Genomic DNA, 24,571 nt, shown 5'->3' on the forward strand with positions numbered 1-24,571 from the left:
CGGTGCGACGACGATGCGCATATTGCTGGTGGAGGACAACGAGGATCTCGGCGAGGCGATCGAGCGCCGGCTGCGCGATGCGGGTCATTCCGTCGAATGGCTGCGCAACGGCGACGATGCGATCGAGGTGGCCGCCAGCGAGACGTTCGACGTGGTGGCGCTCGATCTGACGCTGCCCGGCCGCGATGGCATCTCGATCCTTGGCGAGCTGCGGGGCCGCAAGTCGGAAACACCGGTTCTGGTGATGACGGCGCGCGCGGAGATCGACGACAAGGTGAGCCTGCTCGACCTCGGCGCCGACGACTATCTGGTCAAGCCGTTCGACCTGCGCGAGCTGGAAGCGCGGCTGCGTGTGCTGATGCGCCGGCCGGCGGGGCAGGTGACGAGCCTTGCAACGGTGGGCGACGTGACGGTCGATCTCGCCAACGGCTTCGTGAGCGTCGGCGGACGCAAGGTCGAGCTGGGGCGGCGCGAGTTCCGGCTGCTGGAAATCCTGCTCGCGCGGGTGGGGCAGGTGGTGGCCAAGGAGCGGCTGATGGCGCAGCTCTTCAATTTCGACGAGGATGTCTCGGTCAACGCGCTGGAGCTTCAGGTCTCGCGCCTTCGCCGCAAGCTGGAAGGCTCGCGGCTGGAAATCGAGACGGTGCGGGGCGTGGGTTATCTGGCGCGGGCTGCGGGCGGCGATGGCAAATAGCGCGTTCTCGATCCGCCGGCGTATCTTCGCGCTGGCCGTCTCGCTTCTGCTGGTCGCAGCCGTGGCGCTCGCCGCCTTCATCAACGATTACGCGGAGCGCGCGGCCGACCGGGCCTTCGACCGGCTGCTGGCGGCGTCCGCGCTGACGATCGCGGGCGCGGTGCAGATCGAGGACGAGACGGTGCTGGTCGAGCTGCCGTTCGCGTCATTTGCGATGTTTTCGGGCAGCGACAGGCTGTTCTACACGGTCAGGGCACCCGACGGCGTGCTGGTGACCGGCTATGACGACCTCGCCAACGACCTGCCGCCGGCAGATTCGGCCGAGCCGGTCTTCCAGGACCTCGATTATCGCGGTGAGACACTGCGACTGGTGAGCCTTGGGCGGCTGATCTCGTCGGCGGATGAAGCTGCCTGGGTTACGATCCGCGTGGCGGAGACGCAGAACGAGCGCGAACTGCTTTCGGCCGAAATCCTTTCCAACGCCATGCTGCCGCTGGCCGCGCTGACGCTGCTGGCGATCGGCATCGTGTGGTTCGGGCTCGGCCGCACTTTCGCGCCGCTCTCGACGCTGGAGCAGGAGCTGCGCGCGCGCTCGCCCGACGACCTGTCGCCGGTTTCGGTGCCGGTGCCGGCGGAAGTCAGCCAGCTTGTCGTTGCGCTGAACGGCTTCACCGACCGGTTGCGGCTGGCGATAGAACGGCTGAGCGGACTGGTAAGCGAGGCCGCGCACGAGGTGCGCACACCGCTGGCCTCGCTTCGCGCGCAGGCCGAGATCGCCATGGACGAGCAGGACCCGGAGAAGCTGCGCGCGCGGGTCTCGCGCATCCACCAGAGTGCTGCACAGGCGAGCCAGCTCGTCTCGCAGCTTCTGATGGACGCAACGATCTCGCACCGGCTGGATATGCGCGATGCGCGGCCCACCAGCGTCGACGCGCTGATCGAGGAGGTGCGGCAGCGGCTTGAGCCGGCGGCCGCCGCGCGGCTTTCCGTGTCGGTGGAGAAGGACGCCGGTGCCGCGGAGCTGTTCGCCGACCGGGTGGTGGTGCGCGAGATGCTGCGCAACGTGGTCGACAACGCGATGCTCTATTCGGCGGGACCGGTCGAGATAGCGGCGACGTCGCCCGAGCTGGGCACCGTGCTGCTTTCGGTTAGCGATCGGGGGCCGGGCATTCCCGATCCGGAGAAGGAAACGGTGCTTCAACGTTTCAAGCGGGGCAGCGCCGGGGAAGGCAAGACAGGCTCGGGGCTGGGGCTCGCCATCGTCAAGCGTGTCGTCGATTCGCATGGCGGCAGCCTCCGCTTGGCAGACCGCGACGGCGGAGGGCTGACGGTGGAGATCACGCTGCCGCTGCGCCGCAGGAAACCGGCCGCGCACACGGCAGCGGCGGCTGTCGCCGGGGCGACGCTTCTTGCCGCCGCGCTGGTGCTTGTGCCGGGGCAGGGGGAGGCGGCCGAGAACCGCTATCCCGCCCCGCAGCCTCCGCCCGAAGGAGAGCGCTCGCTGACCATCGTCGGCACCACCGACACCCCGCTCTTCGCGCGGTTCGTGGAGGGTTTCCAGAAGATGCGACCCGATGTCGAGGTGATCTACCGGGAGACCGACACGCTGGTGATGTATGAGGAATTCCTCGGCGGCAGTATCGCGCCGAAGCCGGACCTGATGATCTCGTCTGCGGCGGATCTGCAGCTCAAGCTTGCCAATGACGGCCACGCGCTCGCTCATTCGTCTCAGTACCTGCAATCGGTGCCGGGCTGGGCGCAGTGGCGCGGCGAGGTGATCGGCTTCACCTTCGAGCCGGCCGTCATCATCTATAATCCCGGCCTCGTGCGCGAGGACGAGCTGCCGCGCACGCATCTGCGGCTTGCCGAACTGCTGGAGGAACAGCCCGAACGCTTTCGCGGGTTGGTCGGCACCTACGACATTGCCAAGAGCGGCGTCGGCTACCTGCTGGCCGCACAGGACCAGCTCATCTCGTCGAACTTCTGGCGGCTTGCGACCGCATTCGGGCGGATCGGCGTGCATCTGAGCGGGTCGAGCCCGGATATTCTCGACCGGGTCGCGCGGGGCGATCTGGCGCTCGGCTACAACGTTCTCGGTTCCTATGCACTGGCGCGACAGGCCGCGGGCGCCGAGATCGGCATCATCGTGCCGGACGACTACGTGCTGGTGCTGACCCGCACGATGCTGATCCCGCGCGACGCATCCGAGCCGGACCTTGCGCGGGCGTTCGTGGATTTCGCGCTGTCGCCGCAGGGGCAGGCGATCTCGGCTGGCGACGCGGCGCTGGGCTCGATCGTTCCGGGTTCGACCGGGCCGTTTACTTCGGAGGCGATCTCGGCGCGGGGCCGGGGCGCGGTTCAGCCGCTGGCGCTGGGGCCATCGCTGCTGGTTTCGCTCGACCAGCAGCGGCGCAGCCGTTTCCTGGCGACATGGCGCGAGATCGTCTCTCCCCGCTGAGAGATCGCCCCATAACTCTACTCCGGCGGCAGGTGACGCCGTTTTCTGCGCTTCCGATGCTCGCGTACCCAAAAATACGCTCCGCTTGGGTTCTCGAAACCCGCGTCACCTGCCTCGCCGGAGCACCTTCTCAAACGATCTCTGAAAGACGGTGACAGGCGGATGACAGGTTCGGCTGCTAGAATGCCCGCAACCGGGAGGATACCGGCTGGCCGCACGCGGCCGTCATGACAGCATTGTCTGGGAGGACATCATGAGAATTTTCGCGCTTGCCGCAGCCGTCGGGCTGCTTTCCGCAACGTCCGCTTTCGCGCAGCTTTCCGAACTGAAGATCATGGCGCCGGCCGCACCCGGCGGCGGCTGGGACCAGACCGCGCGCACGATCCAGTCGACGCTGCAGTCCGAGGGCCTCGTCTCCAACATCCAGGTAGAGAATGTCGGCGGCGCCGGCGGCACGATCGGCCTGCAGCAGTTCGTCAACAATTCGAACGGCGACGGATCGGCGACCATCGTCGGCGGCTACGTGATGGTCGGCGCCATCATCGCCAACGATTCGCCAGTGAGCCTTGCCGACGTCACCCCGATCGCGCGGCTTACCGGTGAATATGTCGTGGTGGTCGCTCCGGCCAACAGCGAGATCGACAATGCAGAACAGCTTGCCGAGGCGCTGCGCAACGATCCGGGCGCCGTGACGTGGGCGGGCGGCTCGGCCGGTGGCGTCGACCATATCGCGGCCGGCATGTTCGCCAAGGCGGCAGGCGCCGATCCCGCGGCGATCAACTACATTCCCTATTCCGGCGGCGGCGAGGCGCTGGCCGCGCTACTCGGCAACCAGGTTACCGTTGGCGTCTCCGGTTACAGCGAGTTCTCGGCGCAGATCGAGGCGGGCGCGCTGAAGGTGATCGGCATCACGGCGCCGGAGCGCCAGTCCTATCTGGACGCGCCGACCTTCGTCGAGCAGGGCTTCGACGTCGACGTGCAGAACTGGCGCATGATCGCCGGCGCGCCGGGCATCAGCGACGAGCAGCGCGACACGTTGACCTCGACCATCCGCACGATGGCCGAATCCGATGCCTGGAACAAGGAGCTGGAGACCAAGGGCTGGGTGAACACCTATCTCGACGGTCCTGATTTCGCCGAATACCTGAAGGGCGAGATCGAGCAGACCGGCGCTATCCTTGGAGAGCTGGGCATCACCCAGTAAGGGAGACGGCGATGTCCACCGAGACAGAAGGAGCCGGCGAGAGCCGGCTCCCCTCCGAGCCGCAGCACACCACCGGCCGTGATCTGGCCGGACTGGCCATCGCCCTCGGCCTGTTCGCGCTGGCGATCCTAATCTGGTGGGATGCGTCCAGTTACCCGGCCAGGCGCAACTATGCCCAGGTCGGCCCGGAAATCTTTCCCTATGTGGTGGCGGCCGGGCTTGTCGTGTTGGGCTTCCTGACAGTGCGGCTTGCGATCCTGAGCGAGTTTCCGGAGCGTTCGGAGATGAACTGGCCGCCGGTGGGCTGGATCGTCGGCGCCGTCGTTGCCGAAATCACGCTGCTGAGCATCGGGGCGGGCTTCATTCTGGCCTCCGGCGCGCTGTTCGGTCTTTCGGCGCGCGGCATGGGGCGCAGGCCTGTGTGGTTTACCGTTCTCGTCGGCGTCTGCATCTCGGCCCTTCTCTACATCCTGTTCCGCCATGGCCTGGGGCTTTCGCTTCGCGCCGGCCCGCTTGAACGGCTGATCGACAGCCCGTTCCGCCGCTAAGGAAGGCAAAGCTTCATGGATACATTCTCGCTTCTCCTGAACGGACTTGCGGTTGCAATCGAGCCGATGAACCTGCTGTTCGCGTTGATCGGCGTGATCCTCGGCACGGCCGTCGGCGTGATGCCGGGCATCGGCCCTGCGCTGACGGTGGCGCTGCTGCTGCCCGTCAGCCTTTCCTTCGGCGCCACCGGTTCGCTCATCATGTTTGCCGGCATCTATTATGGCGGCATGTATGGCGGGGCGATCTCGTCGATCCTGCTCAACACGCCCGGCGAAACCGCATCGATCATGACCGCCGTAGAGGGCAACAAGATGGCCCGCGACGGTCGCGGCGGCAAAGCGCTGGGTGCTGCCGCGATCGGCTCGTTCTTCGGCGGCAGCTTCGCGACGTTGGGGCTGGCTGTGGTCGCGCCCTTCATGGTGATGGTTGCCTTGTCGTTTGGCCCGGCGGAATATTTCGCGCTGATGGTGCTTTCGTTCATGACCGTTTCGGCGGCGTTCGGCGGCTCGATCATCCGGGGCCTGACGGCGCTGTTTCTCGGGCTCGCCATCGGCCTCGTCGGCATCGACAAGCTGACAGGGCAGGCGCGGCTTGCCTTCGGGGTCGCCGAACTGCGCGACAACATCTCGATCGCCATCGTGGCGGTCGGCCTGTTCGCGGTCGGCGAGACGCTCTACATCGCCTCGCAGAAGCACAATGTCGGTGAGAAGGTCGAAGCCATCAAAGGCTCGGTCTGGCTTACGCTCGCCGACCTCAAGCGCTGCATCCGACCCTATATTCGCGGCACGCTGCTGGGCTTCAGCTTCGGCCCGTTGCCGACAGGCGGTGCCGAAATCCCGACTTTCCTGTCCTATTCGACCGAGCGCAAGACGGCGAAAGGCGTGGCCAAGGAGGAATTCGAGGGGCCGAAGGGCGCCATCGAGGGCGTCGCGGGGCCTGAGGCCGCCAACAATGCCTCGGCTGCCGGCACGCTGATCCCGCTGCTGACGCTGGGCCTTCCGACCTCGGCGACCGCGGCAATCATGCTGGCCGGCTTCCAGCAGTACGGGCTGCAGCCGGGTCCGCTGCTGTTCACCAACAACCCGGACATCGTCTGGGGGCTGGTTGCCAGCCTGTTTATCGCCAATCTGATGCTGGTCGTGCTCAACCTGCCCTTCGTCGGCGTGTGGGTGAAGCTGCTGATGATCCCGCGGCCGTGGCTCTATGCCGGCATTCTCACCTTCGCGACGCTGGGCATCGTGGGGGCGGAAGGGTCGGTCTTCGCACTCGTGCTGCTGCTTGCGTTCGGGTTGCTGGGCTTCCTGATGCGCCGATTCGGCTATCCGCTGGCGCCGGTACTGGTGGGAACGATCCTCGGTCCGCTGGCCGAGGAGCAGCTTCGGCGCGGCCTGATGATCAATCGCGGCGACTGGACCTTCCTGTTCACCTCGCCGATCGCGCTGACGATCTATGCGATCGCATTTGCGGCGGTGCTGGGGCCGGTGATCTGGCGCGCGATGCAGCCCAAGGGCGCAAACACAGCCTTTGCGATGGACGGGGACTGAGCCTGCAATCGCATCGCCGGATGGACCGGCGGGTACGCGACCTGTAACAAGAGATGGCGCATCGCTGGCAGGCGGTGCGCCATTGTCTTGAAAGCGATGCCCGAACCGAACCCCATGAGCGAAACCGAACCCTTATCGGAAGAGACCTGTTCGGCCGGTGACGCGTCGCGGCCGGTGTCGCCCGACATTGCCGCAGCGCGCGCTGTGGCGATTGCTGGTGCGGTCGCCGAGACCGAAACGATCGATCTTGTGGACGCGCAGGGCAGGGTGCTTGCAGCAGACGTCATCTCGCCGATGGCGGTGCCGCCCTTCGACAATTCGGCGATGGATGGCTACGCGGTGCGGCTTGGCGACCTCACGGGAGACGGGCCGTGGACCTTGCCCGTCGCCGGCCGGATCGCCGCTGGTGCGAGCTTGCAGGGCTCGACGCCCGGCGAGCCTCAGGCCCTGCGCATCTTCACCGGTGCGCCGGTGCCGGACGGCTTCGACGCAGTCGTGATGCAGGAACGCTGCAAGCGCGATGGCGATCAGGTCATCATTTCAGGCAAACGGCCGCGGGCGGGCGAGAACATCCGTCTTGCGGGCGAGGATGTGGAACGTGGTGCGCTCCTGGCCTCCAGCGGCGAGGCGCTGTCGCCGCAAAAACTCGCGCTGCTGGCGGGGGCCGGCGTGAACAGCCTATCCCTTTTCCGCAAGGTGCGTATCGGCCTGATCTCCACCGGTTCCGAACTGCGGGAGCCCGGCGAGACGTTGGCACCGGGGCAGATTTATAACTCCAACCGGGTGGTGCTGCGCGCCATGCTGTCGCGGCTGACATGGGCGCAGGTCGAGGATTTCGGCATCGTGCCCGACGACAGGTCGCTGCTGGAGCGGACGCTGAACGCGGCATCTTCGACCTGCGACGTGGTCGTCACCACCGGCGGCGTATCGGGCGGGGACGAGGACCATGTCGCGGCGATCATGCGCGACGAGGGCACGCCGTTGGAGGTGGTGAAGGTCGCCATGCGGCCGGGCAAGCCGGTCAAGGTCGGCAGGCTGGGCCAGGCGGTGTTCTTCGGCCTTCCCGGCAACCCGAATGCCGCGCTGGTGACGTTTCGCCAGATCGCGCTGCCGGCGATCCGCACGGTCGCGGGGCTCCGCGACGTCGTCCCTGCCTGGCAGCCGGCAGTGGCTGGGTTCGAGTATGGCAAGAAAGCGGGCCGGACGGAGTTCGTGCCGGTTCGCATAGCGGGGCGCAGCGAGGCGGGCGTGCCGATCGTGGAGATGCTGGGACGCGGTTCGTCAGCAAACCTTTCTGCGATGGCGGCGGCCGACGGCATCGCCCTTCTGCCGCCTGAAGACGAGACGATCAGACCCGGAATGCCGCTTCGTTACGAGGCTTTCAGGATGCCCTGAAGCCCGCAGGCGCGACTAAAGGCGCGCATGCCGCGCGACGATCGGACTTGACCGGGCTTGAGAGCCGGTGTCACACAACCGATATGCTTACAGCCCAAACACCTTGTACCGAACGAAAAGGCCCTCTTCCCGGGATAGCCCACTGCCAATGAACCCTCGCGACGTGAAGCCGATCGAACAACCGCAGGAGCCGCGCTGGCTGGGCACCACCGCGTCCTCGCGCATCGGCCTCATACCGCCTATTTCGGCGGCGCGCTGGCTGCTGGTGGCTGTGCTGGCCGCCGGGATCTATTTCTTCCACGGCTTCCTCGTGCCGGTGCTGGCGGCGATGGTGATCGGCTTTGCGAGCTGGCCGATCTATCGCGACATCCTGCGGCGCTGCGGCGGAAACCGCACGATCGCGGCGACGATTGCGATCCTGCTGATCCTCACCTTCCTGATCGTACCGATCGTGATCGCGGTCAGCTACACGATCACCGAGGTCGGGCAGTGGTTCAACTGGGCGGTCGAGACCAACCGCACGGGCTCGACGACGCCGGAGTGGATGGCTGCGCTGCCGGGCATCGGCCAGTGGATCGACGAGCAGTGGTATCGATATATCGGGCACCCGGGCGCGATCGGCGAGCTTGTGCAGATCGTCAGCGGCGCCAATATCGGCAGCATCTATCGTGGAGTGCTTGCGGCGGGCACCGGCCTCTTCGACCTGCTTTTGACGCTGCTGTTCATGATGATCGCGCTGTTCTTCGTCTATCGCGACGGCGAGAATTTCGTGGCACAGCTCGATACTCTGGGCGAACGCATCCTGCCGATGCGCTGGGAGCGGATTTCGCGGGTTGTGCCGGCGACCATCAGCTCCACCGTCATGGGCATGACGCTGATCGCCATCGGCGAAGGTATCGTGCTTGGCATCGCCTACTGGATCGCGGGCGTGCCGTCGCCCGTGACGTTGGGCGTGATTACGGGCGTCATGGCGCTGGTGCCGGGCGGTGCGCCGCTGTCGTTCACGCTGGTGTCCGTCTATCTGGTGGCTTCCGGCTCGCCGGTGGCCGGTGTGGCGCTTTTCGCCTGGGGGGCTACCGAGCTTTTCATCGTCGACAAGACGCTGCGCCCGAGGTTGGTCGGCGGACCGATCAAGCTGCCGTTCCTGCCGACATTCTTCGGCCTCATCGGCGGCGTGAAGACTATGGGCTTTCTGGGGCTCTTCATCGGTCCTGTGCTGATGGCGCTGCTGGTGGCGATCTGGCGCGAATGGCTGCACGAGATGCGCACCACGACCGCAGTCGCCGTTCCGCCCGAACACGTACAGGCACGGCCACCCGCGCCGCCGCCAGCCTGATCCGCGCCTTGGGCGTTGCGCCCAGAGCACCCGATAGCGTCATATCGATGCGGTGTGAAATTACCGGCTTGACGGGAGCGGGCCTAATGCCGCTTTTCAGTGATGCGCTCCGGGCTCGCCCGGCATTCTCGATTCGAACAAACCAACCTGGTGCATGACCGAAGCAAACCTGCTCTTGCTCCTGATTTTGCTGCCTTTCATGGGCAGCGTGCTGGCGGCCATGCTGCCAGGCAACGCACGCAACGCCGAGGCGTGGCTTTCGGGCGGGTTGACCATCGTCGCGTTCGCGATCACCACATCGCTGTTTCCGTCGGTCGCGAATGGCGGCGTCGTGCGTCGACAGGTCGAGTGGCTGCCGGAGTTCGGACTGAATTTCACGCTGCGGATGGACGGCTTCGGCTGGATGTTCTCGATGCTGATCACCGGCATCGGTTTCCTCGTCGTGCTCTATGCGCGCTACTACATGTCTCCGAAGGACCCCGTCCCGCGCTTCTTCTCGTTTTTCCTGGCGTTCATGGGCGCCATGCAGGGCATGGTCATCTCCGGCAACCTGATCGTGATGGCGATCTTCTGGGAGCTGACCAGCATCTTCTCCTTCCTGCTGATCGGCTACTGGCACCACAATGCAGCGGCGCGCGACGGCGCGCGCATGGCGCTGACGATCACCGGCATCGGTGGTCTCTGCCTGCTCGTCGGGCTCATCATCATCGGCCATATCGTCGGCAGCTACGAACTGGACGACGTGCTGGCGTCCGGTAACCTGATCCGCGAGCATGAGCTCTATACGCCTGCCCTTCTGCTGATCCTGATGGGCGCGCTGACCAAGAGCGCGCAGTTCCCGTTCCACTTCTGGCTGCCCAACGCAATGGCCGCGCCCACGCCTGTCTCGGCCTACCTGCATTCCGCGACCATGGTGAAGGCCGGGGTCTTCCTGATGGCGCGACTATGGCCGGTGCTGTCCGGAACAGACGAATGGTTCTTCATTCTCGGTTTCGCGGGCATGAGCACGCTGCTGATCGGTGCGTTCTTCGCGATCTTCCAGCAGGACCTGAAGGGGCTGCTGGCCTATTCGACGATCAGCCATCTCGGCCTCATCACGACACTGCTCAGCCTTGGCAGCCCGCTGGCGGCCGTGGCGGCCATCTTCCACATGATGAACCACGCGACCTTCAAGGCATCGCTCTTCATGGCGGCGGGTATCATCGATCATGAGGCGGGCACGCGCGACATGCGGCGCCTGTCGGGGCTCATCACCTTCATGCCGATCACGGCGACGCTGGCGATGGTGGCCAGTGCCGCCATGGCGGGCGTGCCGCTGCTGAACGGGTTTCTTTCGAAGGAAATGTTCTTCGCCGAGACGCTGGAACAGCACCACGGCTCGATGCTCGACGGCCTGACGCCTTACGTCGCAACGATCGCAGGCGCATTTGCCGTCACCTATTCCGTCCGGTTCATCCATACGGTCTTCTTCGGCCCCAAACCCACGGACCTGCCGCGCGTGCCGCACGAGCCGCCCCACTGGATGCGGGTGCCGATCGAGGTTCTGGTGCTGATCTGCCTGATCGTGGGCATCGTGCCGGGCATTACCGTTGGACCCTATCTGCACGCAGCCGTGGTGGCGGTGCTGGGCGATCGCACGCCAGACTACAGCCTCTCGGTGTGGCACGGCTTCAACATGCCGCTGATCATGAGCCTTCTGGCGTTCGCGGGCGGCATCTTCCTCTACCTGGCGCTGCGCCGCTACCTTGCGACCTGCGAGGACGGAACGCCGTTCCTGCGCAACCTCAAGGGTCAGCGCATCTTCGAACGCATCCTGGTCACGATTTCCTGGCGCTGGGCGCGCTGGATGGAGACTGCCTTCGGGACGCGGCGGCTGCAGCCGCAGTTGCGGCTCGTCCTGTTCCTGGCGCTGGTGGCGGGCGCGTGGCCCGTGCTGCGCATCGGCTTTGTGCCGGAGACGCCCACACTCGGAGGCATCGACCCGATCTTCGCGGCGATCTGGGCTGTTGGCGGCATCTGCGCGCTGGGCGCGGCCTACAAGGCCAAGTATCACCGCCTCGCCGCGCTGGTGCTGATGGGCGGCGCGGGCATCGTGACCTGCATCACCTTCGTCTGGTTCTCCGCGCCCGATCTGGCGCTGACCCAGCTTCTCGTTGAGATCGTGACGACCGTGCTCATCCTTCTCGGGTTGCGCTGGCTGCCCAAGCGCCTCGAGCAGGTCGACAACGCGACGACGTCGATTGCGCGCATGCGCCGGCATCGCGATTTCGCGCTGGCGGTCGCGTGCGGCGGTGGCATGGCTTTCGTGTCCTACGTGATGATGACGACGCCGTGGCCGGAATCGATTTCCGAGTTTTTCCTGCTCAAAGCCTATCCAGAAGGCGGCGGCACCAATGTCGTCAACGTGATCCTTGTCGATTTCCGTGGCTTCGACACGTTTGGCGAGATCGTGGTGCTCGGCATCGTGGCGCTGACGGTCTTCGCGCTGTTGCGACGTTTCCGCCCCGCTGCCGAGAGCATCGGCGTGCCCGAGCAGCAGCGCATCCAGGACGCTTATGACGACGACCGCTCCGACAGGGAGGTCGGCGAAACAGTGCGCGATTACCTGACGATTCCGTCGGTCATCATGCAATGGCTTTTCCCGGTCACGATCCTGCTTGCGGCGTATCTGTTCCTGCGCGGTCACGACCTGCCGGGCGGCGGCTTTGCCGCAGGTATCACCATGGCAATTGGCTTCCTGCTCCAATATCTGGCAGGCGGCACGCGCTGGGTTGAAGACAGGCTGCGCATCCTCCCGGTGCGCTGGATCGGCTTCGGCCTGCTGATGGCCGCCTTTACCGGCATCGGTTCGTGGCTGTTCGGCTTTCCGTTCCTCACATCCTACTTCCAGTACACCGAGGTGCCGTTCATCGGGAAAGTGCCGACGGCGACCGCGCTTCTGTTCGACCTCGGCGTCTTCTCGCTGGTGGTCGGCGCGACCGTGCTGATCCTTATCGCCATCGCGCATCAGTCCATACGTAGCCACCGTGCGCGCGCGATCGAGGCGACGAAGGCCGAAGAACTGGAAGAGGAGTTCGTCTGATGGAACTGACGCTCTCCCTCGGCATCGGTCTTCTGGTCGGATCCGGCGTCTGGCTGATTCAGCGCCCGCGCACCTATCAGGTTGTCATCGGTCTGGCGCTGCTGTCCTACGCGGTGAACCTCTTCATCTTCTCCATGGGACGCCTGACTAACCGGCTTGCCCCCGTGATCGACACCTCGGTCGAGGTAGATCCGTCGGCTTTCGTCGACCCTGTGCCGCAGGCGCTGGTGCTGACGGCCATCGTCATCGGATTTGCGACCACCGCACTGTTCCTGGTGGTCTTGCTGGCCGCCCGTGGCCTCACCGGTACCGACCATGTCGACGGCAGGGAGCCCGAGCGATGAGCGTGGCGCCCCAGCACCTCGTCATCGCACCGATCCTGCTGCCGCTGGTGGCGGGAGCGCTGCTGCTGTTCTTCGACGATCGCGAGCGCCTGCTGAAGGCGACGGTCTCAATCCTGACGTCGGTGGCCCTGCTGGCGATCTCGCTGCTGTTGCTGCGCATGGCGCATGCCGACGGCGAACCCGACAAGGGTCGGGTCGTAGTCTACCTTCTGGGCAACTGGCCGCCCCCCTTTGCAATCAACCTTGTGCTCGATCGGCTCTCGGCGATGATGCTGGTGCTGACCAGCCTTCTCGCCATCCCCTCGCTGGTGTTCTCGATCGGCCGCTGGCACCGCGCTGGCCCGCATTTCCATACGCTGTTCATGTTCCTGCTGATGGGGCTCAACGGGGCATTCCTGACCGGCGACCTCTTCAACCTGTTCGTCTTCTTCGAGATCATGCTCGCGGCATCCTACGGGCTGATGCTGCACAGCTCGGGCACGCAGCGCGTCAAGGCAGGCCTGCACTACATCGCCATAAACCTGCTGTCGGCGCTGCTTTTCCTGACAGGCGTGGCGCTCATCTACGGCACGACCGGCACGCTGAACATGGCGGACCTGGCCATCCGCATTCCGCTCGTGGATCCCGGCAGCCGCATCTTCCTCGAAACCGGCGCGGCCATTCTCGGCGTCGCGTTCCTCATCAAGGCCGGCATGTGGCCGCTGTCGTTCTGGCTGCCGACGACCTACACTGCGGCGCCGGCGCCGGTTGCCGCGATCTTTGCGATTCTCAGCAAGGTAGGCGTCTATGTCATCCTGAGGCTGTCGCTGCTGTTCTTCGTCGAGACGCCGGACAGCTCGCCCGGATTCGGCTCCTGGCTGCTTTTTGTCGGCGGCATGGCCACGATCGCCTTCGGCACATTCGGCGTCCTGGCCTCGCAGGCCCTCGGGCGGCTCGCGGGCTTCTCGGTGCTCGTCTCATCCGGCACGCTGCTGGCGACGATGGGCCTGCTGCAGGTCGACGTGACGGCGGGCGCGCTGTTCTATCTCGTCTCCTCCACACTGACGATCGGGGCCTTTTTCCTGCTGATCGAGCTGATCGAACGCGGCCAGGACTCGATTGCCAACGTGCTCGCGGTGACGATGGAAGCGTTTGGCGAGGACGGCGACGAGGAGGAAGAGGAAGAGGTGGTCGGCGTGTCGATACCCGGCACGCTCGCGATCCTCGGCATAAGCTTCGGCGCCTGCGCGATCCTGCTGGCCGGCCTGCCGCCGCTGTCGGGTTTCGTCGCCAAGTTCGCGATGCTGACCGCGATGCTGAATCCCGACGGTTTCGGGCAGGGCGGGACGATCCCGCAAAGTGCGTGGTGGCTGGTCGCCATGCTGATCGCATCCGGTCTCGCGGCCCTGATCTCCATGAGCCGTGCCGGCATCCGCGCGTTCTGGGCACCGCTTGAGGTGCGCGTGCCGCGCGTGCTTCTCATCGAGATCGCGCCGGTGGTGGGGCTGCTGTTCCTGACGCTGGCCCTAACGACGCAGGCCGGGCCGGTGATGCGCTATATGGAGGCGACCGCAACGAGCCTCTACGCGCCGCAATCCTATATCGAAGGGGTGATGGAAGCGCCGCGGGCGACGCGGCCGCAGCGGGAGCAGGGCGAATGAGCCGCGTCTTTCCCTATCCGCTGCTGACCGCGTCGCTGGTGACGATGTGGCTGCTTCTGACGAGTTTCTCGCTCGGTCAGTTCATCGTCGGCTTGGCCGTCGCGCTTGTTGCCGCGCAAGGCATGGCTGCGCTGCACCCATCGAAGCCGCGCCTGCGGCGCTGGGACCTGATCGGCAAGCTGGTCGTGACCGTGCTCTATGACATCGTGCGCTCGAACATCGATGTAGCCCGTATCCTCCTGCAGGGTTCGCGCCGCCCGAACACGTCGGGCTTCATGACGATTCCGCTGGAACTGCGCGACCCGACCGCGCTTGCGCTGCTGGCGGTGATCCTGACGGCTACGCCCGGCACGGCCTGGCTCGACTACAACGCCTCACGCGGCACCCTGCTGCTCCATGTTTTCGACCTCGTCGACGAGGAGACGTGGTACGAACTCATCAAGACGCGCTACGAGCACCTGCTGATGGAGATATTCGAATGAGCGTCGCGATCCTCACCCTGGCCGTCACGATCGCGCAGGCCGCACTCGCCGTCGCCATGGCATTCGCGATGGTGCGGATGATGCGGGGACCACGCGCGCAGGATCGGGTACTCGGGCTCGATACGCTCTATGTGAATTCGATGCTGATGCTGCTGGTTTTCGGCATCCGCACCGGCAACACCCTTTATTTCGAAGTGTCGCTGATCATTGCCGTGCTGGGTTTCGTGGCGACGGTGGCGCTGGCGAAGTTCCTGATGCGGGGGGAGGTGATCGAATGAGCCATATCGCCGAGCTTCCGCTGTGGGCCTCCGTGCTGGTCTCGATCTTCCTCCTGATTGGAGCGGGACTGACGCTGATCGGGTCGTTCGGCTTCTATCGGCTGGGTTCGTTCTACGACCGGCTGCATGCGCCGACGCTTGGCACGAGCTGGGGCGCGGCGGCGATTCTGATCGCGTCGATGATCTGCTTCAGCGTGCTGCAGTCGCGCCCGGTTTTCCATGAACTGCTGATCGGGATATTCATTACGATCACGACACCGGTGACGCTGATGCTTCTGGGGCGCGCCGCGCTCTACCGCGACCGGGCCGAGGGTAATCCCGAAGTGCCGGCGATGGATCCGCCGAAGGGCGTGATCGAGCCGGGCGCTGCCCAGGAGTAAGCGTACGGAACCGGCCACCGGGAACTGGACAGGTACGATGCAGTCGATCACCCGCCATATCATCACCGGAGTCCTGACGGTCATTCCGCTGTTCGTCACGGTCTGGATCGTCTGGTTCGTGGTGGACATGCTGATCTGGACGGGCAGGCCGGCGACGCTGGCGCTGTCCGGCATGGTGCGTCCGACGTCGCCCGAAGTGGCCGACCTCATTCTGGCAGGCTGGTTCCAGTCGGGCCTGGCACTGCTGCTGGTGCTGATCTTCCTCTACGTGCTCGGCAGGGTCGCAAACGCCGTCGTGGGCCGGCGCTTTCTCGGCATGGTCGACAGGCTGGTGGACGCCGTTCCGCTGGCGCGTACCATCTACGGCGCGACACGCACGCTGATCCGCTCCATGGGCGGCGATGGCGTGGCAGCCGGTCAACGCGTCGTGCTGATAGAGTTTCCGTCGCGCGATATGCGTGTCGTCGGCATCGTCACCCGGATTTTCCCCGCGACCGAGGACCAACCGGAACTGGCCACGGTCTATGTGCCGACGACGCCGAACCCGACGTCAGGGTTCGTGGAGATCGTGCCGACATCCCGGTTGACCTGGCTCGACTGGAGCAAGAACGACGCCATGGCATTCATCGTTTCCGGCGGCTCGATGTCGCCCGACACGTTCCCCATCAACTGGCCGGAGGACATCCGGCGCCCGATCATTCCTTCTGATGCGCAAGCTGGGTCCGCTCGAAACCCAGAACCACAAACAGGGCAATGATGAAGGGTATGATCAGGTAAAGCAGCCTGAAGACGAGCAGGGCGGCCAGAACGTCGGCAGGGTCCATGTCAGATAGGCCGGTGATGAACACCAATTCGAGAACGCCCAGCCCACCCGGCGCATGCGAGAGCAGGGCGGCCGAGAACGATACCAGGAAGATGCCGAGGACGATCATGAAGCCCGGGTTGCCGGCTTCCGGCAGTGCGAAATAGATGATGGCCGCTGCACCGATCAGTTCGAGCGGCGCGATCACGAGTTGGCGGGCGACGATGGGCAGGCGCGGATAGTGGATTTCGAAGCTTCCAAGCTTGAGCGGCTTCAGGTGTAGCGCGCTGCCGACGACGTAGAGCAATACAAGCGCAAGCAGCAGCAAGCCGGTGGCCGCCGAGGCTTCCACCGGAAGCACGTCGACGAAGCGTTCGGCAAGGCCGGGCTCCAGGATCAGCACGAAGCCGGCCAGCATGATCGTGCCGAGCGCGAACGTGAACGAGCAGAAGGCGACGAGGACACCGACTTCAGCCGCGCCAAGCCCCTTTGCGCTGTAGGCACGGTATCGCACCACCGAGCCCGAGACGACCGAAGCGCCGATATTGTGCGACAGCGCATAGGTGGTGAAGGAACAGAGTGTGATGTAGGTCCAGCCGACGTGGCGTTTCAGGTGGAGCAGCGCCAGATGGTCGTAGCCGGCCAGCGCGGCATAGGCGAGGAGCGTTGCCAAGGCGGCGAGAATCCAGTCCTTCGCCGAAATCGCAACAAGACTGCCCCACAGCTCGTCGAGTGAAAGGCCTCGCAGCTCGTGGTAGAGAAGCCAGATCGAGAAGGCCACGGCGGCAACGCCGACGACGGGCCAGAAATATTTACCTACCTTCAAGGTATACTCCCCTGGAGGTCTCGACCGGTGAACCGGCCGTACCATTTCGTTTGTTGCGGGGCGGTTGCACGATTCGTGCAGAGCCCCGAGTGCGCAACAGGTCTAGCCGCCGCGCTCGCACCCCAAACCGCCCCCGGCATTGTAAGCGCGAAAGTGGTAACGGAATTGAAAACGACTGACATGAACACGTGATCGGCACTTGTGTCTATGGTCTCGTAACGACAGATGCGTGGACGAAATCGCAAAATGGACGTCGCATCCGCCGGATCGTCGGTTGTGACGACTGACAGCGGCATCGACCCAACGGATGCCAGACGGCGAGGTTCCGACCACGTCGGCAACGCCCCAAGGCGCTCGCTGTCTTTGAACAGGATTTGCCGGCGAATTTGCGGCGGAGAGGTCTGCTAGGGCCTCGAGCGCGGCGCGAGCGCTGCCAGAACGGCCGCGAGATCGGCATGCGGTTGCGGGTCAGATCGGATAGCCCCCATGCGGGCCTGGGTGTCTGCAATAGCGTCGGCGAGACGATCATTGCGCCCGAGCGCGGCCATGGTTGCGGCACTTTCACGCATTTCGGCGGCGCGGCGGTTGCCGTGGGTCAGCGTGCGCTCGAACTGGTAGTGCGCGAAATCCGGCCAGCCGAGGCCGGGGAACGAGCTGCCGAGCGACTTGAGAACGTAGTCGAGGCAACCTGACGCCTGCGCGGCCAGCAGCGCCTCGACGGTGATTGCTTCCAGCCCCTTCACGAACAGGCTGCGCACCATCTTGATCGCGGTCGCAGCACCCGCTTCGGGGCCGACGACCTCGAAATCGAAGCCGAAATCCGCAAGCGCTTGTCTGGTGGAGGGTTCGACGTTGCCCGCAAGCAGCACCGGCGTGCGGTGCCCACGCGGATGGACCGGCGCCATCACGGCCATGTCGAGATATGCGGCACCGGTTGCGGAGACGTGCGCAGCACTCTCCTGCTTGCGCTGCGGCGAAACCGAATTGACGTCGAAGAAGGTCTGGCCGGGGCGCAGCCAGCCGGATGCCGCCCGTGCCGCCTCAAGGCTCTGGTCGGCGGTGACGGCACTGATGATCCAGTCACAGTCCGAAAATCCGTCCGCTGACGAGCTGACGGCGGCTACGTCGCATTCCTTCATCAAGGCGGCGCAGGGCCCCTGCGAGCCTTCGCTGTCGAGCAGAATGTCGTAGGCGAAGAAGGCAAGCGCCGGGTCGGCCTCGGCGAGGCTTTTGCGGAAGGCGCGCGCGGCTTCGCCAAAACCGATAAAGCCGATCTTCATCGCCGGCTCAGCCTTTCCCGGTCTCGATCGGCGGCGTGCCGTGGGTGTGGAAGCTATCGATTGTTTTAAGCCCCCATGCCTGACCCTTCTTGCGCTCGGTCTCCGTCCAGGTGACGGCCGGCCAATCAGGCCGCAGGATCAGCCGCGCGCCGGCATTGGCTACCTCGACGCGGTTGCCCGCAGGCTCGTATGCGTAGAGGAAGAACGTGCCCTGGATCGCGTGCTTGTGCGGGCCGGTCTCGATGAAGACGCCGTTTTCGAGGAAGATGTCGGCGGCGCGCAGCACATCCTCGCGCTGGTCCACCGCGTATGTGATGTGGTGGAAGCGGCCGCGCTGGCCGGAGTGATCCTCCGTATAGGCGATGTCGTAGGTCTTGTTGTTGACCGTGAACCAGCAGCCGCCGAGGCGGCCGTTGTCGAGCTGGATCTGCTCCGTTACACGGCTGCCCAGCGCCTTCGTCATGAAGTCGCGGATGACCGACACGTCGGCGGCCAGCAGGTTGAGGTGGTCGATGCGGCGCACGGCGACGCCGCGCCCGTGATACCGCTGGGCAAGGTTCTTGAGGGCAGGGCGCTCTTGTAGCGGGGCCTCGTAGACCTTCGTGTCGTAATAGAGCTCGAAGACGTGGCCGTCGGGATCGTTGAAGCGATAGGCGCGGCCATGGCCGAGATCGCCGTCGTGCCACCCGATACCGCAGCCCATCTGTTCGATGACGGCGACGCGGCGCTGGAGAGCGGCTTGTGAGGACGTGCGGTAGGCGACGTGCCCGACACCGGTCGTTCCGGCCGCGGTGAGCTTCAGCGTGTGGAATTCATAGTCGTCGAACGCGCGCAGATAGACGGAGTCGCCTTCGCGGCCGCTCTCGGTCAGGCCATAGACGTTGACGAAGAAGTCGAGGCTTTCCTCGGGCCTGTCTGTCAGGAGTTCGACATGGCCGAGATGGGCCACGTCGAAGCACGGTTCGGTCTCATTCATTCTTTCCTCCCGCCCGCTGCCGACCGGCCGCAGGCACTCTCATTTTACTAGAGTGCGGCGGTCCGGCTTGTCGATCAAATTCGTCTGAGACGATGCCGGGCGGGCGAGGATCAGCTTCGCGCCGTTGCGTTGATCCGGGAGGCTACGGTGTTCAAAGCCTCGAGCTTGGCTTCGGCCGAGCCAGCGGACCATGCTGCGTCGAGGGTCGAGACGAAGGCGGTGAACTGTTCCAGTTCCTCGCCGGCGGCATCCACCGTCAGCGGCTGGTCGTCATAGGCTTCGACGAAACGCTGTGCGGCAAAGGAGATGAGGAACAGCGCGGCCGCGTTTTCCGGCTCGTCCGCGATGCGGGCGCGTGCGGCGCGCGCGCAGGCTTCATAGGCGCGCACGCCTCCGCCCTGTTCGTTCAAACCCTTTACAAGCGTATCAAACATGATCCGTTTCCTTGGCTACGAGCGCGGCAGTTCGGATATGCCGCCGTGGTTGGCCGACCATTGGACCGGCGCATTGAGGAAGCTTTCCACCTCGGCAATCGTCTCGGCGGAAAAGCGCTTCTGTTCCTTGCAGACGCTGAGGATGTCCCACCACGTCGCCAGATAGTGCAGCCGCATGCCGGCGGCCTCCAGCTTCTGCGGCGTGTCGGGGAAGATGTCGTAATAGAAGACGGCGAAGGTGTCGGTGACGCGCGCCCCGGTCTTGGAGATCGCCTCGGCGAACTTGATCTTGCTGCCGCCGTCGGTGGTGAGGTCCTCGACGAGCAGAACGCGCGCGCCTTCTTCCAGCGTGCCTTCGATCTGTGCGTCGCGGCCGAAGCCCTTGGGCTTCTTGCGCACATACTGCATCGGCAGACCCATCCGGTCAGACAGCCATGCCGCAAAGGGGATGCCGGCCGTCTCGCCGCCGGCCACCGCGTCGAACTGTTCGAAGCCGACATTGCGGAAGATGACGGAGGCCGCGAAATCCATGATCGCCGAGCGGATGCGCGGGTAGGAAATCAGCTTGCGGCAGTCGATGTAGACCGGGCTCGCGAGGCCTGAGGTGAAGGTATAGGGCTGATCTGCGCGGAAATGGACGGCGTTGATCTCCAGCAGCATCTTGGCCACCGTTTCGGATATCACCGCGCGATCTGGAAAAGTGTTGGAGAACATGGCTTCACCCCAAAAGTTGACCGGGACCTCTCGCTATCAACTTCGTCTCGCTCTAGCCAGCCTCGCCAGCCAGATTCCAGTGGATCGGGAACATCGGGTCGAAGACGGTGACCGGGCCGTCGCCGGTCTCGATCTTTTCGGGGAAGGCCACGGGCTCGTCATGCCTTTGCAGCGTGACGCGCGCCTCGTTGACGGGAAGCCTGTAAAAGGCCGGCCCGTTCAGCGACACGAACGCTTCCAGCCGGTCGAGCGCGCCGTCCTGCTCGAAGACATGGGCAAGGCAGCCCATCGTGTTGATGGAGGAGAAGATGCCGGCGCAACCGCAGGCGCATTCCTTGAGCGGGTCGGTATGCGGTGCTGAATCCGTGCCGAGGAAGAAGCGCCGGTCGCCCGAGGTCGCGGCCGCGCGCAGCGCCAGGCGATGCGTCTCGCGCTTGGCGACCGGCAGGCAGTAGTAATGCGGGCGGATACCGCCGGCCAGGATGGCGTTGCGGTTGATGATGAGGTGATGGGTTGTGATGGTCGCGGCGAGGTTTTCGTCCTGCGACAGGGCGTAATCGACGCCATCCTTCGTGGTGACGTGTTCCATCACCACGCGCAGGCCGGGGATCGCGCGGCGCATCGGATCGAGCACGCGGTCGATGAACACCGCCTCGCGGTCGAAGATGTCGATCGATGGGTCGGTGACCTCGCCGTGGACGCAGAGCGTCAGGCCGATCTCGGCCATGCGTTCAAGCACCGGATAAACCTTGCGGATGTCGCGCACGCCGCTTTGCGAGTTGGTGGTGGCACCAGCCGGATAGAGCTTCACGGCGGAGATCTCGCCGGCGCGGAAAGCCGCCTCTACATCGGCCGGGTCGGTCGCCTCGGTCAGATAAAGTGTCATCAGAGGGGTGAAGTCGCTGCCCTGCGGCAGTGCGGCCATGATGCGCTGGCGGTAGGCGGCGGCATCGGCACGTGTGACCACCGGCGGCACGAGGTTGGGCATGATGATGGCGCGGGCGAAATGCGCGGCCGTGTGGGGCGTGACAGCCTGCAGCATCGCGCCGTCGCGCAGGTGGACATGCCAGTCGTCGGGTCGGCGGATGGTCAGCGTCGTCATTCGTGCCTCGTCAGAAACTCGTGGACGATGTCGGTGGCAGCGATGAAGTCCGCCAACTCCATCGCCTCTTGCGGGTTGTGGGAGCCGTTGCTGTTTCGCACGAACACCATGGCCGAGGGAACACCGGCCGCTGAAAATACCGCCGCGTCGTGGCCGCCGCCGGACGGCATGACGAACGGCTCCTGACCGACACGCGCCATCGCCGCCTTCAGACCCTCGACCAGTTCCGGATCGCACATCGCCGGCTCGACGCGCATCTCCTCGTCGAGCTCGAAGCGGACCTTGCGGTCCTTTTCGACCTGCTGCATCTCGGCTTGGAGAAGCCGGCGCATGTCGTCGAGGGTGCGCGGGCTCTGGCTGCGGATGTCGAGGCTGAAAGAAACCTCTTCCGGGATCTTCGACATGGCGTGCCGCTCGGGGTCGGTTCCGACCATGCCGCTGGTCAGCACCAGATCGTCGCCCATGTTGAGGATGGTCGACCAGCTCTCGTCGAGGCGCACCAGCAGGTCGGCCATGGCGAGCACCGCGTCACGGCGGTAGGCCTTGGGCACGGCGCCGGAATGGCCGGCTTCGCCGATGCAGCGCACGCGGCGATGGCGGAAATTGCCCCGGATGCCGGAGACGACAGCGGCGGGAATCTCCTTGCCGATCAACAGGGGACCCTGCTCGATATGCAATTCGAGATAGGCTTCGATCGCCGAGAGATCGATGAGTGGCTGGCGTCCGCGCACCGGCTCCATGGCAATGCCGGCGTCGCCCATGTGATTGTCGAGCGTGCGCCCGTCGCCCTTGTGCAGCGCCTTCAACTCGGCCGCATCGAGCGTGCCGGTGAGCGCCTTGGAGCCGATATAGCAGGGGCCGAACCAGGCGCTTTCCTCGCCGCGCATGGCAAGCACATGAACGGGCCGTGCAAAGCGCTCGCCGCGCCGCTGCGCCCGCAACAGGCAGACCAGGCCGGCAACGACACCCGCGAGCCCGTCGAAATTGCCGCCATACGGCACGCTGTCGACATGCGATCCGATGACGACGAAGCGCTCGGCGTCACGGTCGCCGGGCAGGGCGAAGTTGGCGTTGGCGCCCGCGTCGTACCAGACCTCCAGCCCGTTATCGCGTGCGAAGTCCTCAAGGAAGCGCAGGGTATCGGTTTCGACCGCGGAGAAGGCAGGGCGGCTGACGCCCTGCGTGTCCGGTGTGCGTGCGGCGATCGTCTCGAAGAGATAGCGCGCGGTCTCGAGGTCGACGTCGCGGTCGTCGGCGGGCTTGGCCTTGAGCGCGGTCATGGCGCCGTCTCCATGAAGACGACGCCAGCCTTCTGCTCGTCGTCGATGACGGTTCCGACGAGGTCGCGCACGGAGGCGATGTTCTCGCGTTCCAGATAGCTTTGGAGATCGGCGATGATGGCCGGCATGACGGTGGGATTGATGAAGGTCGCGGTGCCGACCTGTACGGCGCTGGCGCCTGCGATCAGGAATTCCAGCACGTCCTCGGCCGTCGAGATGCCGCCGCAGCCGATGACGGGGATCTTGGCGGCCTTGGCGCACTGGTAGGCCATGCGCAGCGCGATCGGCTTCAGCGACGGGCCGGAGAGCCCGCCCATGAGGTTGCCTAGCTTCGGCTTGCGGGTGCGGATGTCGATGGCCATCGCCAGCAGCGTGTTGGCGACGACCAGCGCGTCGGCGCCGCCTTCTTCAGCGGCGCGCGCCACCTCGGGCGTCTCGCCGGTGTTGGGCGTGAGCTTGGCCCAGAGCGGAAGGCTGGTCGCCTTGCGCAGCTTGCACATCACGTCATAGGTCGAAGAAGCGCGGATGGCGAAGGCCTTGCCGTCTTCCTCGATGTTCGGGCAGGAAATGTTGACCTCGATGGCATCGACGCCGTCGACGCTGACCTCTGAGCAGAGCGTGGCGAACTCGTCGGCGGTGTTGCCCGAGATGCTGACCACCAGCGGTGTCTGATAGCGACGGTAGAAAGGGATCGTCTTCTCGATGAAATAGCCGATGCCCTTGCTGGGGATGCCGATGGAGTTGAGCATCGAACCCGAGACCTCGCAGACGCGCGGCGTCGGGTTGCCGTCGCGCCAGCCGCGCGTGATCGTCTTGGTGACGTGCGCGCCGAGGCATTCGAGATCGAAGACGTCGGCGAGGTCTTCCGAGAAGGTGCCCGAGGCGGGCATGATCGGGTTCTTGAGGCGCAGCGCCCCGATGTCGACGGCAAGATCTACCACGGCATCGCCTCCTGCATGTCGAAGACGGGGCCTTCGCGGCAGACGCGCAGGTTGACGAGGCGTTCGTTCTTGCGGAACGGGCGTACGCAGCAATGGCACATGCCGAGGCCGCAGGCCATCTGCTGCTCCAGCGCGATCTCGCCGGGAATGCCGTGGCGCTCGCCGAGCGCCTGGAGCAACCGCAGCAGGCGGTTGGAGCCGCAGGTGTAGAACGCGTCGACGCCTCTGTCGGCGACCAGTCCCTCGATGATACGCTCGATGTTGTCGACGCCGGCGGTGCCCTCGGAATCCGTGACGGTGATGACGTTGGCGCCGAGATCGCGGAAATAGTCCGTCGACATCAGCACCTCTGGATTGCGCGCGCTGCAGATGGCGGTGAGGCTGCGCCCGAGCCGCTGCGCTTCCAGCGCCAACGGCGCAAGCGTCGCAAGGCCGACGCCGCGCGCCACGAGCACGAGACGCTGCCAGTCGGCCTCGATGCGGAATCCCTGACCGAGCGGCCCGAGCACGTTGAGGCTGTCGCCCGGCCCCAGATGGAAGAGCGCGCGTGTGCCTTCGCCCGTCACCTTGTAGAGGAAGTGCAGTTCTTCGCGTTCTGGATAGAAGCCGTAGATGCTCATGGGACGGCGCAGATAGGGCGTCTCGCCGCCAATCGCGGGGCACAGCAGATGGAAGAACTGACCGGCCCGGCATTGTTCCAGAAGATCGGCCGGGGCGCGCAGCACGAGGCGCATATATTCGCCATTGACCGGGTCGTTGGAGACCACGGGGAGGTCGCGCTCGAAAACAGATGGAATCTGCGGAATCGTTCTTTCGGCATGTAGCATCGT

General features: G+C 65.2%; 23 protein-coding genes. 14 read left to right on the plus strand and 9 right to left on the minus strand.

What is annotated here, in order from left to right:
* The first annotated feature begins 13 nt into the window (after positions 1 to 13).
* The 14 genes from V1479_RS18475 to V1479_RS18540 all read left to right on the plus strand — a co-directional run bounded on the left by V1479_RS18475 (position 14) and on the right by V1479_RS18540 (position 16,143).
* Entirely contained in the window at positions 14 to 694 is a 681-nt protein-coding gene (locus tag V1479_RS18475; RefSeq protein ID WP_368804578.1) for a response regulator transcription factor, read from the plus strand.
* On the plus strand, positions 684 to 3,152 hold the full coding sequence (locus V1479_RS18480; RefSeq protein WP_368804232.1) for an extracellular solute-binding protein: 2,469 nt from the start codon (positions 684 to 686) through the stop codon (positions 3,150 to 3,152). Before V1479_RS18475 ends, V1479_RS18480 begins: the two co-directional genes overlap by 11 nt.
* A 253-nt stretch (positions 3,153 to 3,405) precedes the next feature.
* Entirely contained in the window at positions 3,406 to 4,356 is a 951-nt protein-coding gene (locus V1479_RS18485; RefSeq protein ID WP_368804233.1) for a Bug family tripartite tricarboxylate transporter substrate binding protein, read from the plus strand.
* 11 nt (positions 4,357 to 4,367) lie between these two features.
* Positions 4,368 to 4,904 (plus strand): tripartite tricarboxylate transporter TctB family protein, encoded by a 537-nt coding sequence (locus V1479_RS18490; RefSeq protein ID WP_368804234.1) that lies wholly within the window; start codon positions 4,368 to 4,370, stop codon positions 4,902 to 4,904.
* 15 nt (positions 4,905 to 4,919) lie between these two features.
* Entirely contained in the window at positions 4,920 to 6,449 is a 1,530-nt protein-coding gene (locus V1479_RS18495; RefSeq protein WP_368804235.1) for a tripartite tricarboxylate transporter permease, read from the plus strand.
* Between the two features lie 114 nt (positions 6,450 to 6,563).
* Positions 6,564 to 7,844, plus strand: coding sequence for a molybdopterin molybdotransferase MoeA (locus tag V1479_RS18500; protein ID WP_368804236.1), 1,281 nt, complete (start codon positions 6,564 to 6,566; stop codon positions 7,842 to 7,844).
* A 148-nt stretch (positions 7,845 to 7,992) separates the two neighbouring features.
* Positions 7,993 to 9,180, plus strand: coding sequence for an AI-2E family transporter (locus tag V1479_RS18505; protein ID WP_368804237.1), 1,188 nt, complete (start codon positions 7,993 to 7,995; stop codon positions 9,178 to 9,180).
* Between the two features lie 154 nt (positions 9,181 to 9,334).
* On the plus strand, positions 9,335 to 12,262 hold the full coding sequence (locus V1479_RS18510) for a monovalent cation/H+ antiporter subunit A (protein WP_368804238.1): 2,928 nt from the start codon (positions 9,335 to 9,337) through the stop codon (positions 12,260 to 12,262).
* Entirely contained in the window at positions 12,262 to 12,606 is a 345-nt protein-coding gene (locus tag V1479_RS18515; RefSeq protein WP_173192463.1) for a Na+/H+ antiporter subunit C, read from the plus strand. The genes V1479_RS18510 and V1479_RS18515 overlap by 1 nt, the downstream gene beginning before the upstream one ends.
* Positions 12,603 to 14,246, plus strand: coding sequence for a monovalent cation/H+ antiporter subunit D (locus V1479_RS18520; RefSeq protein ID WP_368804239.1), 1,644 nt, complete (start codon positions 12,603 to 12,605; stop codon positions 14,244 to 14,246). Before V1479_RS18515 ends, V1479_RS18520 begins: the two co-directional genes overlap by 4 nt.
* Complete coding sequence (locus tag V1479_RS18525) at positions 14,243 to 14,728, plus strand: Na+/H+ antiporter subunit E (RefSeq protein ID WP_368804240.1); 486 nt, start codon at positions 14,243 to 14,245, stop codon at positions 14,726 to 14,728. Before V1479_RS18520 ends, V1479_RS18525 begins: the two co-directional genes overlap by 4 nt.
* Positions 14,725 to 15,006: a K+/H+ antiporter subunit F gene (locus tag V1479_RS18530; protein ID WP_368804241.1), complete on the plus strand. Its 282-nt coding sequence runs from the start codon at positions 14,725 to 14,727 to the stop codon at positions 15,004 to 15,006. Before V1479_RS18525 ends, V1479_RS18530 begins: the two co-directional genes overlap by 4 nt.
* A complete protein-coding gene (mnhG, locus tag V1479_RS18535; protein ID WP_173192455.1) occupies positions 15,003 to 15,386 on the plus strand; it encodes a monovalent cation/H(+) antiporter subunit G in 384 nt (127 codons plus the stop codon). The genes V1479_RS18530 and mnhG overlap by 4 nt, the downstream gene beginning before the upstream one ends.
* Positions 15,387 to 15,423: 37 nt before the next feature.
* Positions 15,424 to 16,143: a DUF502 domain-containing protein gene (locus tag V1479_RS18540; RefSeq protein WP_368804242.1), complete on the plus strand. Its 720-nt coding sequence runs from the start codon at positions 15,424 to 15,426 to the stop codon at positions 16,141 to 16,143.
* On the opposite strand, the gene V1479_RS18545 is transcribed toward V1479_RS18540, so the two are convergent.
* The 9 genes from V1479_RS18545 to V1479_RS18585 all read right to left on the minus strand — a co-directional run bounded on the left by V1479_RS18545 (position 16,082) and on the right by V1479_RS18585 (position 24,568).
* Entirely contained in the window at positions 16,082 to 17,014 is a 933-nt protein-coding gene (locus tag V1479_RS18545) for a lysylphosphatidylglycerol synthase transmembrane domain-containing protein (protein ID WP_368804243.1), read from the minus strand. The two genes, V1479_RS18540 and V1479_RS18545, sit on opposite strands and share 62 nt — an antisense overlap.
* A 404-nt stretch (positions 17,015 to 17,418) precedes the next feature.
* Positions 17,419 to 18,294 carry an NAD(P)-dependent oxidoreductase gene (locus tag V1479_RS18550; protein ID WP_368804244.1) on the minus strand — a complete coding sequence of 292 codons (876 nt, stop codon included), beginning with the start codon at positions 18,292 to 18,294 and terminating at the stop codon, positions 17,419 to 17,421.
* Positions 18,295 to 18,301: 7 nt separating this feature from the next.
* Positions 18,302 to 19,270 carry a catechol 2,3-dioxygenase gene (locus V1479_RS18555; RefSeq protein WP_368804245.1) on the minus strand — a complete coding sequence of 323 codons (969 nt, stop codon included), beginning with the start codon at positions 19,268 to 19,270 and terminating at the stop codon, positions 18,302 to 18,304.
* Positions 19,271 to 19,380: 110 nt separating this feature from the next.
* Positions 19,381 to 19,704, minus strand: a complete 324-nt coding sequence (locus V1479_RS18560) for a hypothetical protein (protein WP_368804246.1) — start codon at positions 19,702 to 19,704, stop codon at positions 19,381 to 19,383.
* Between the two features lie 15 nt (positions 19,705 to 19,719).
* Positions 19,720 to 20,418 carry an orotate phosphoribosyltransferase gene (locus V1479_RS18565; protein ID WP_173192443.1) on the minus strand — a complete coding sequence of 233 codons (699 nt, stop codon included), beginning with the start codon at positions 20,416 to 20,418 and terminating at the stop codon, positions 19,720 to 19,722.
* A gap of 52 nt (positions 20,419 to 20,470) precedes the next feature.
* Positions 20,471 to 21,520 carry a dihydroorotase gene (gene pyrC, locus V1479_RS18570; RefSeq protein WP_368804247.1) on the minus strand — a complete coding sequence of 350 codons (1,050 nt, stop codon included), beginning with the start codon at positions 21,518 to 21,520 and terminating at the stop codon, positions 20,471 to 20,473.
* Positions 21,517 to 22,800, minus strand: a complete 1,284-nt coding sequence (locus V1479_RS18575; RefSeq protein WP_368804248.1) for a Zn-dependent hydrolase — start codon at positions 22,798 to 22,800, stop codon at positions 21,517 to 21,519. Before V1479_RS18575 ends, pyrC begins: the two co-directional genes overlap by 4 nt.
* Positions 22,797 to 23,741 carry a dihydroorotate dehydrogenase gene (locus V1479_RS18580; protein WP_368804249.1) on the minus strand — a complete coding sequence of 315 codons (945 nt, stop codon included), beginning with the start codon at positions 23,739 to 23,741 and terminating at the stop codon, positions 22,797 to 22,799. The genes V1479_RS18575 and V1479_RS18580 overlap by 4 nt, the downstream gene beginning before the upstream one ends.
* Positions 23,735 to 24,568 (minus strand): dihydroorotate dehydrogenase electron transfer subunit, encoded by an 834-nt coding sequence (locus tag V1479_RS18585; protein ID WP_368804250.1) that lies wholly within the window; start codon positions 24,566 to 24,568, stop codon positions 23,735 to 23,737. Before V1479_RS18585 ends, V1479_RS18580 begins: the two co-directional genes overlap by 7 nt.
* Positions 24,569 to 24,571: the final 3 nt, after the last annotated feature.

The organism is Neoaquamicrobium sediminum, from assembly GCF_040970315.1.
GTDB lineage: Bacteria > Pseudomonadota > Alphaproteobacteria > Rhizobiales > Rhizobiaceae > Aerobium > Aerobium sediminum.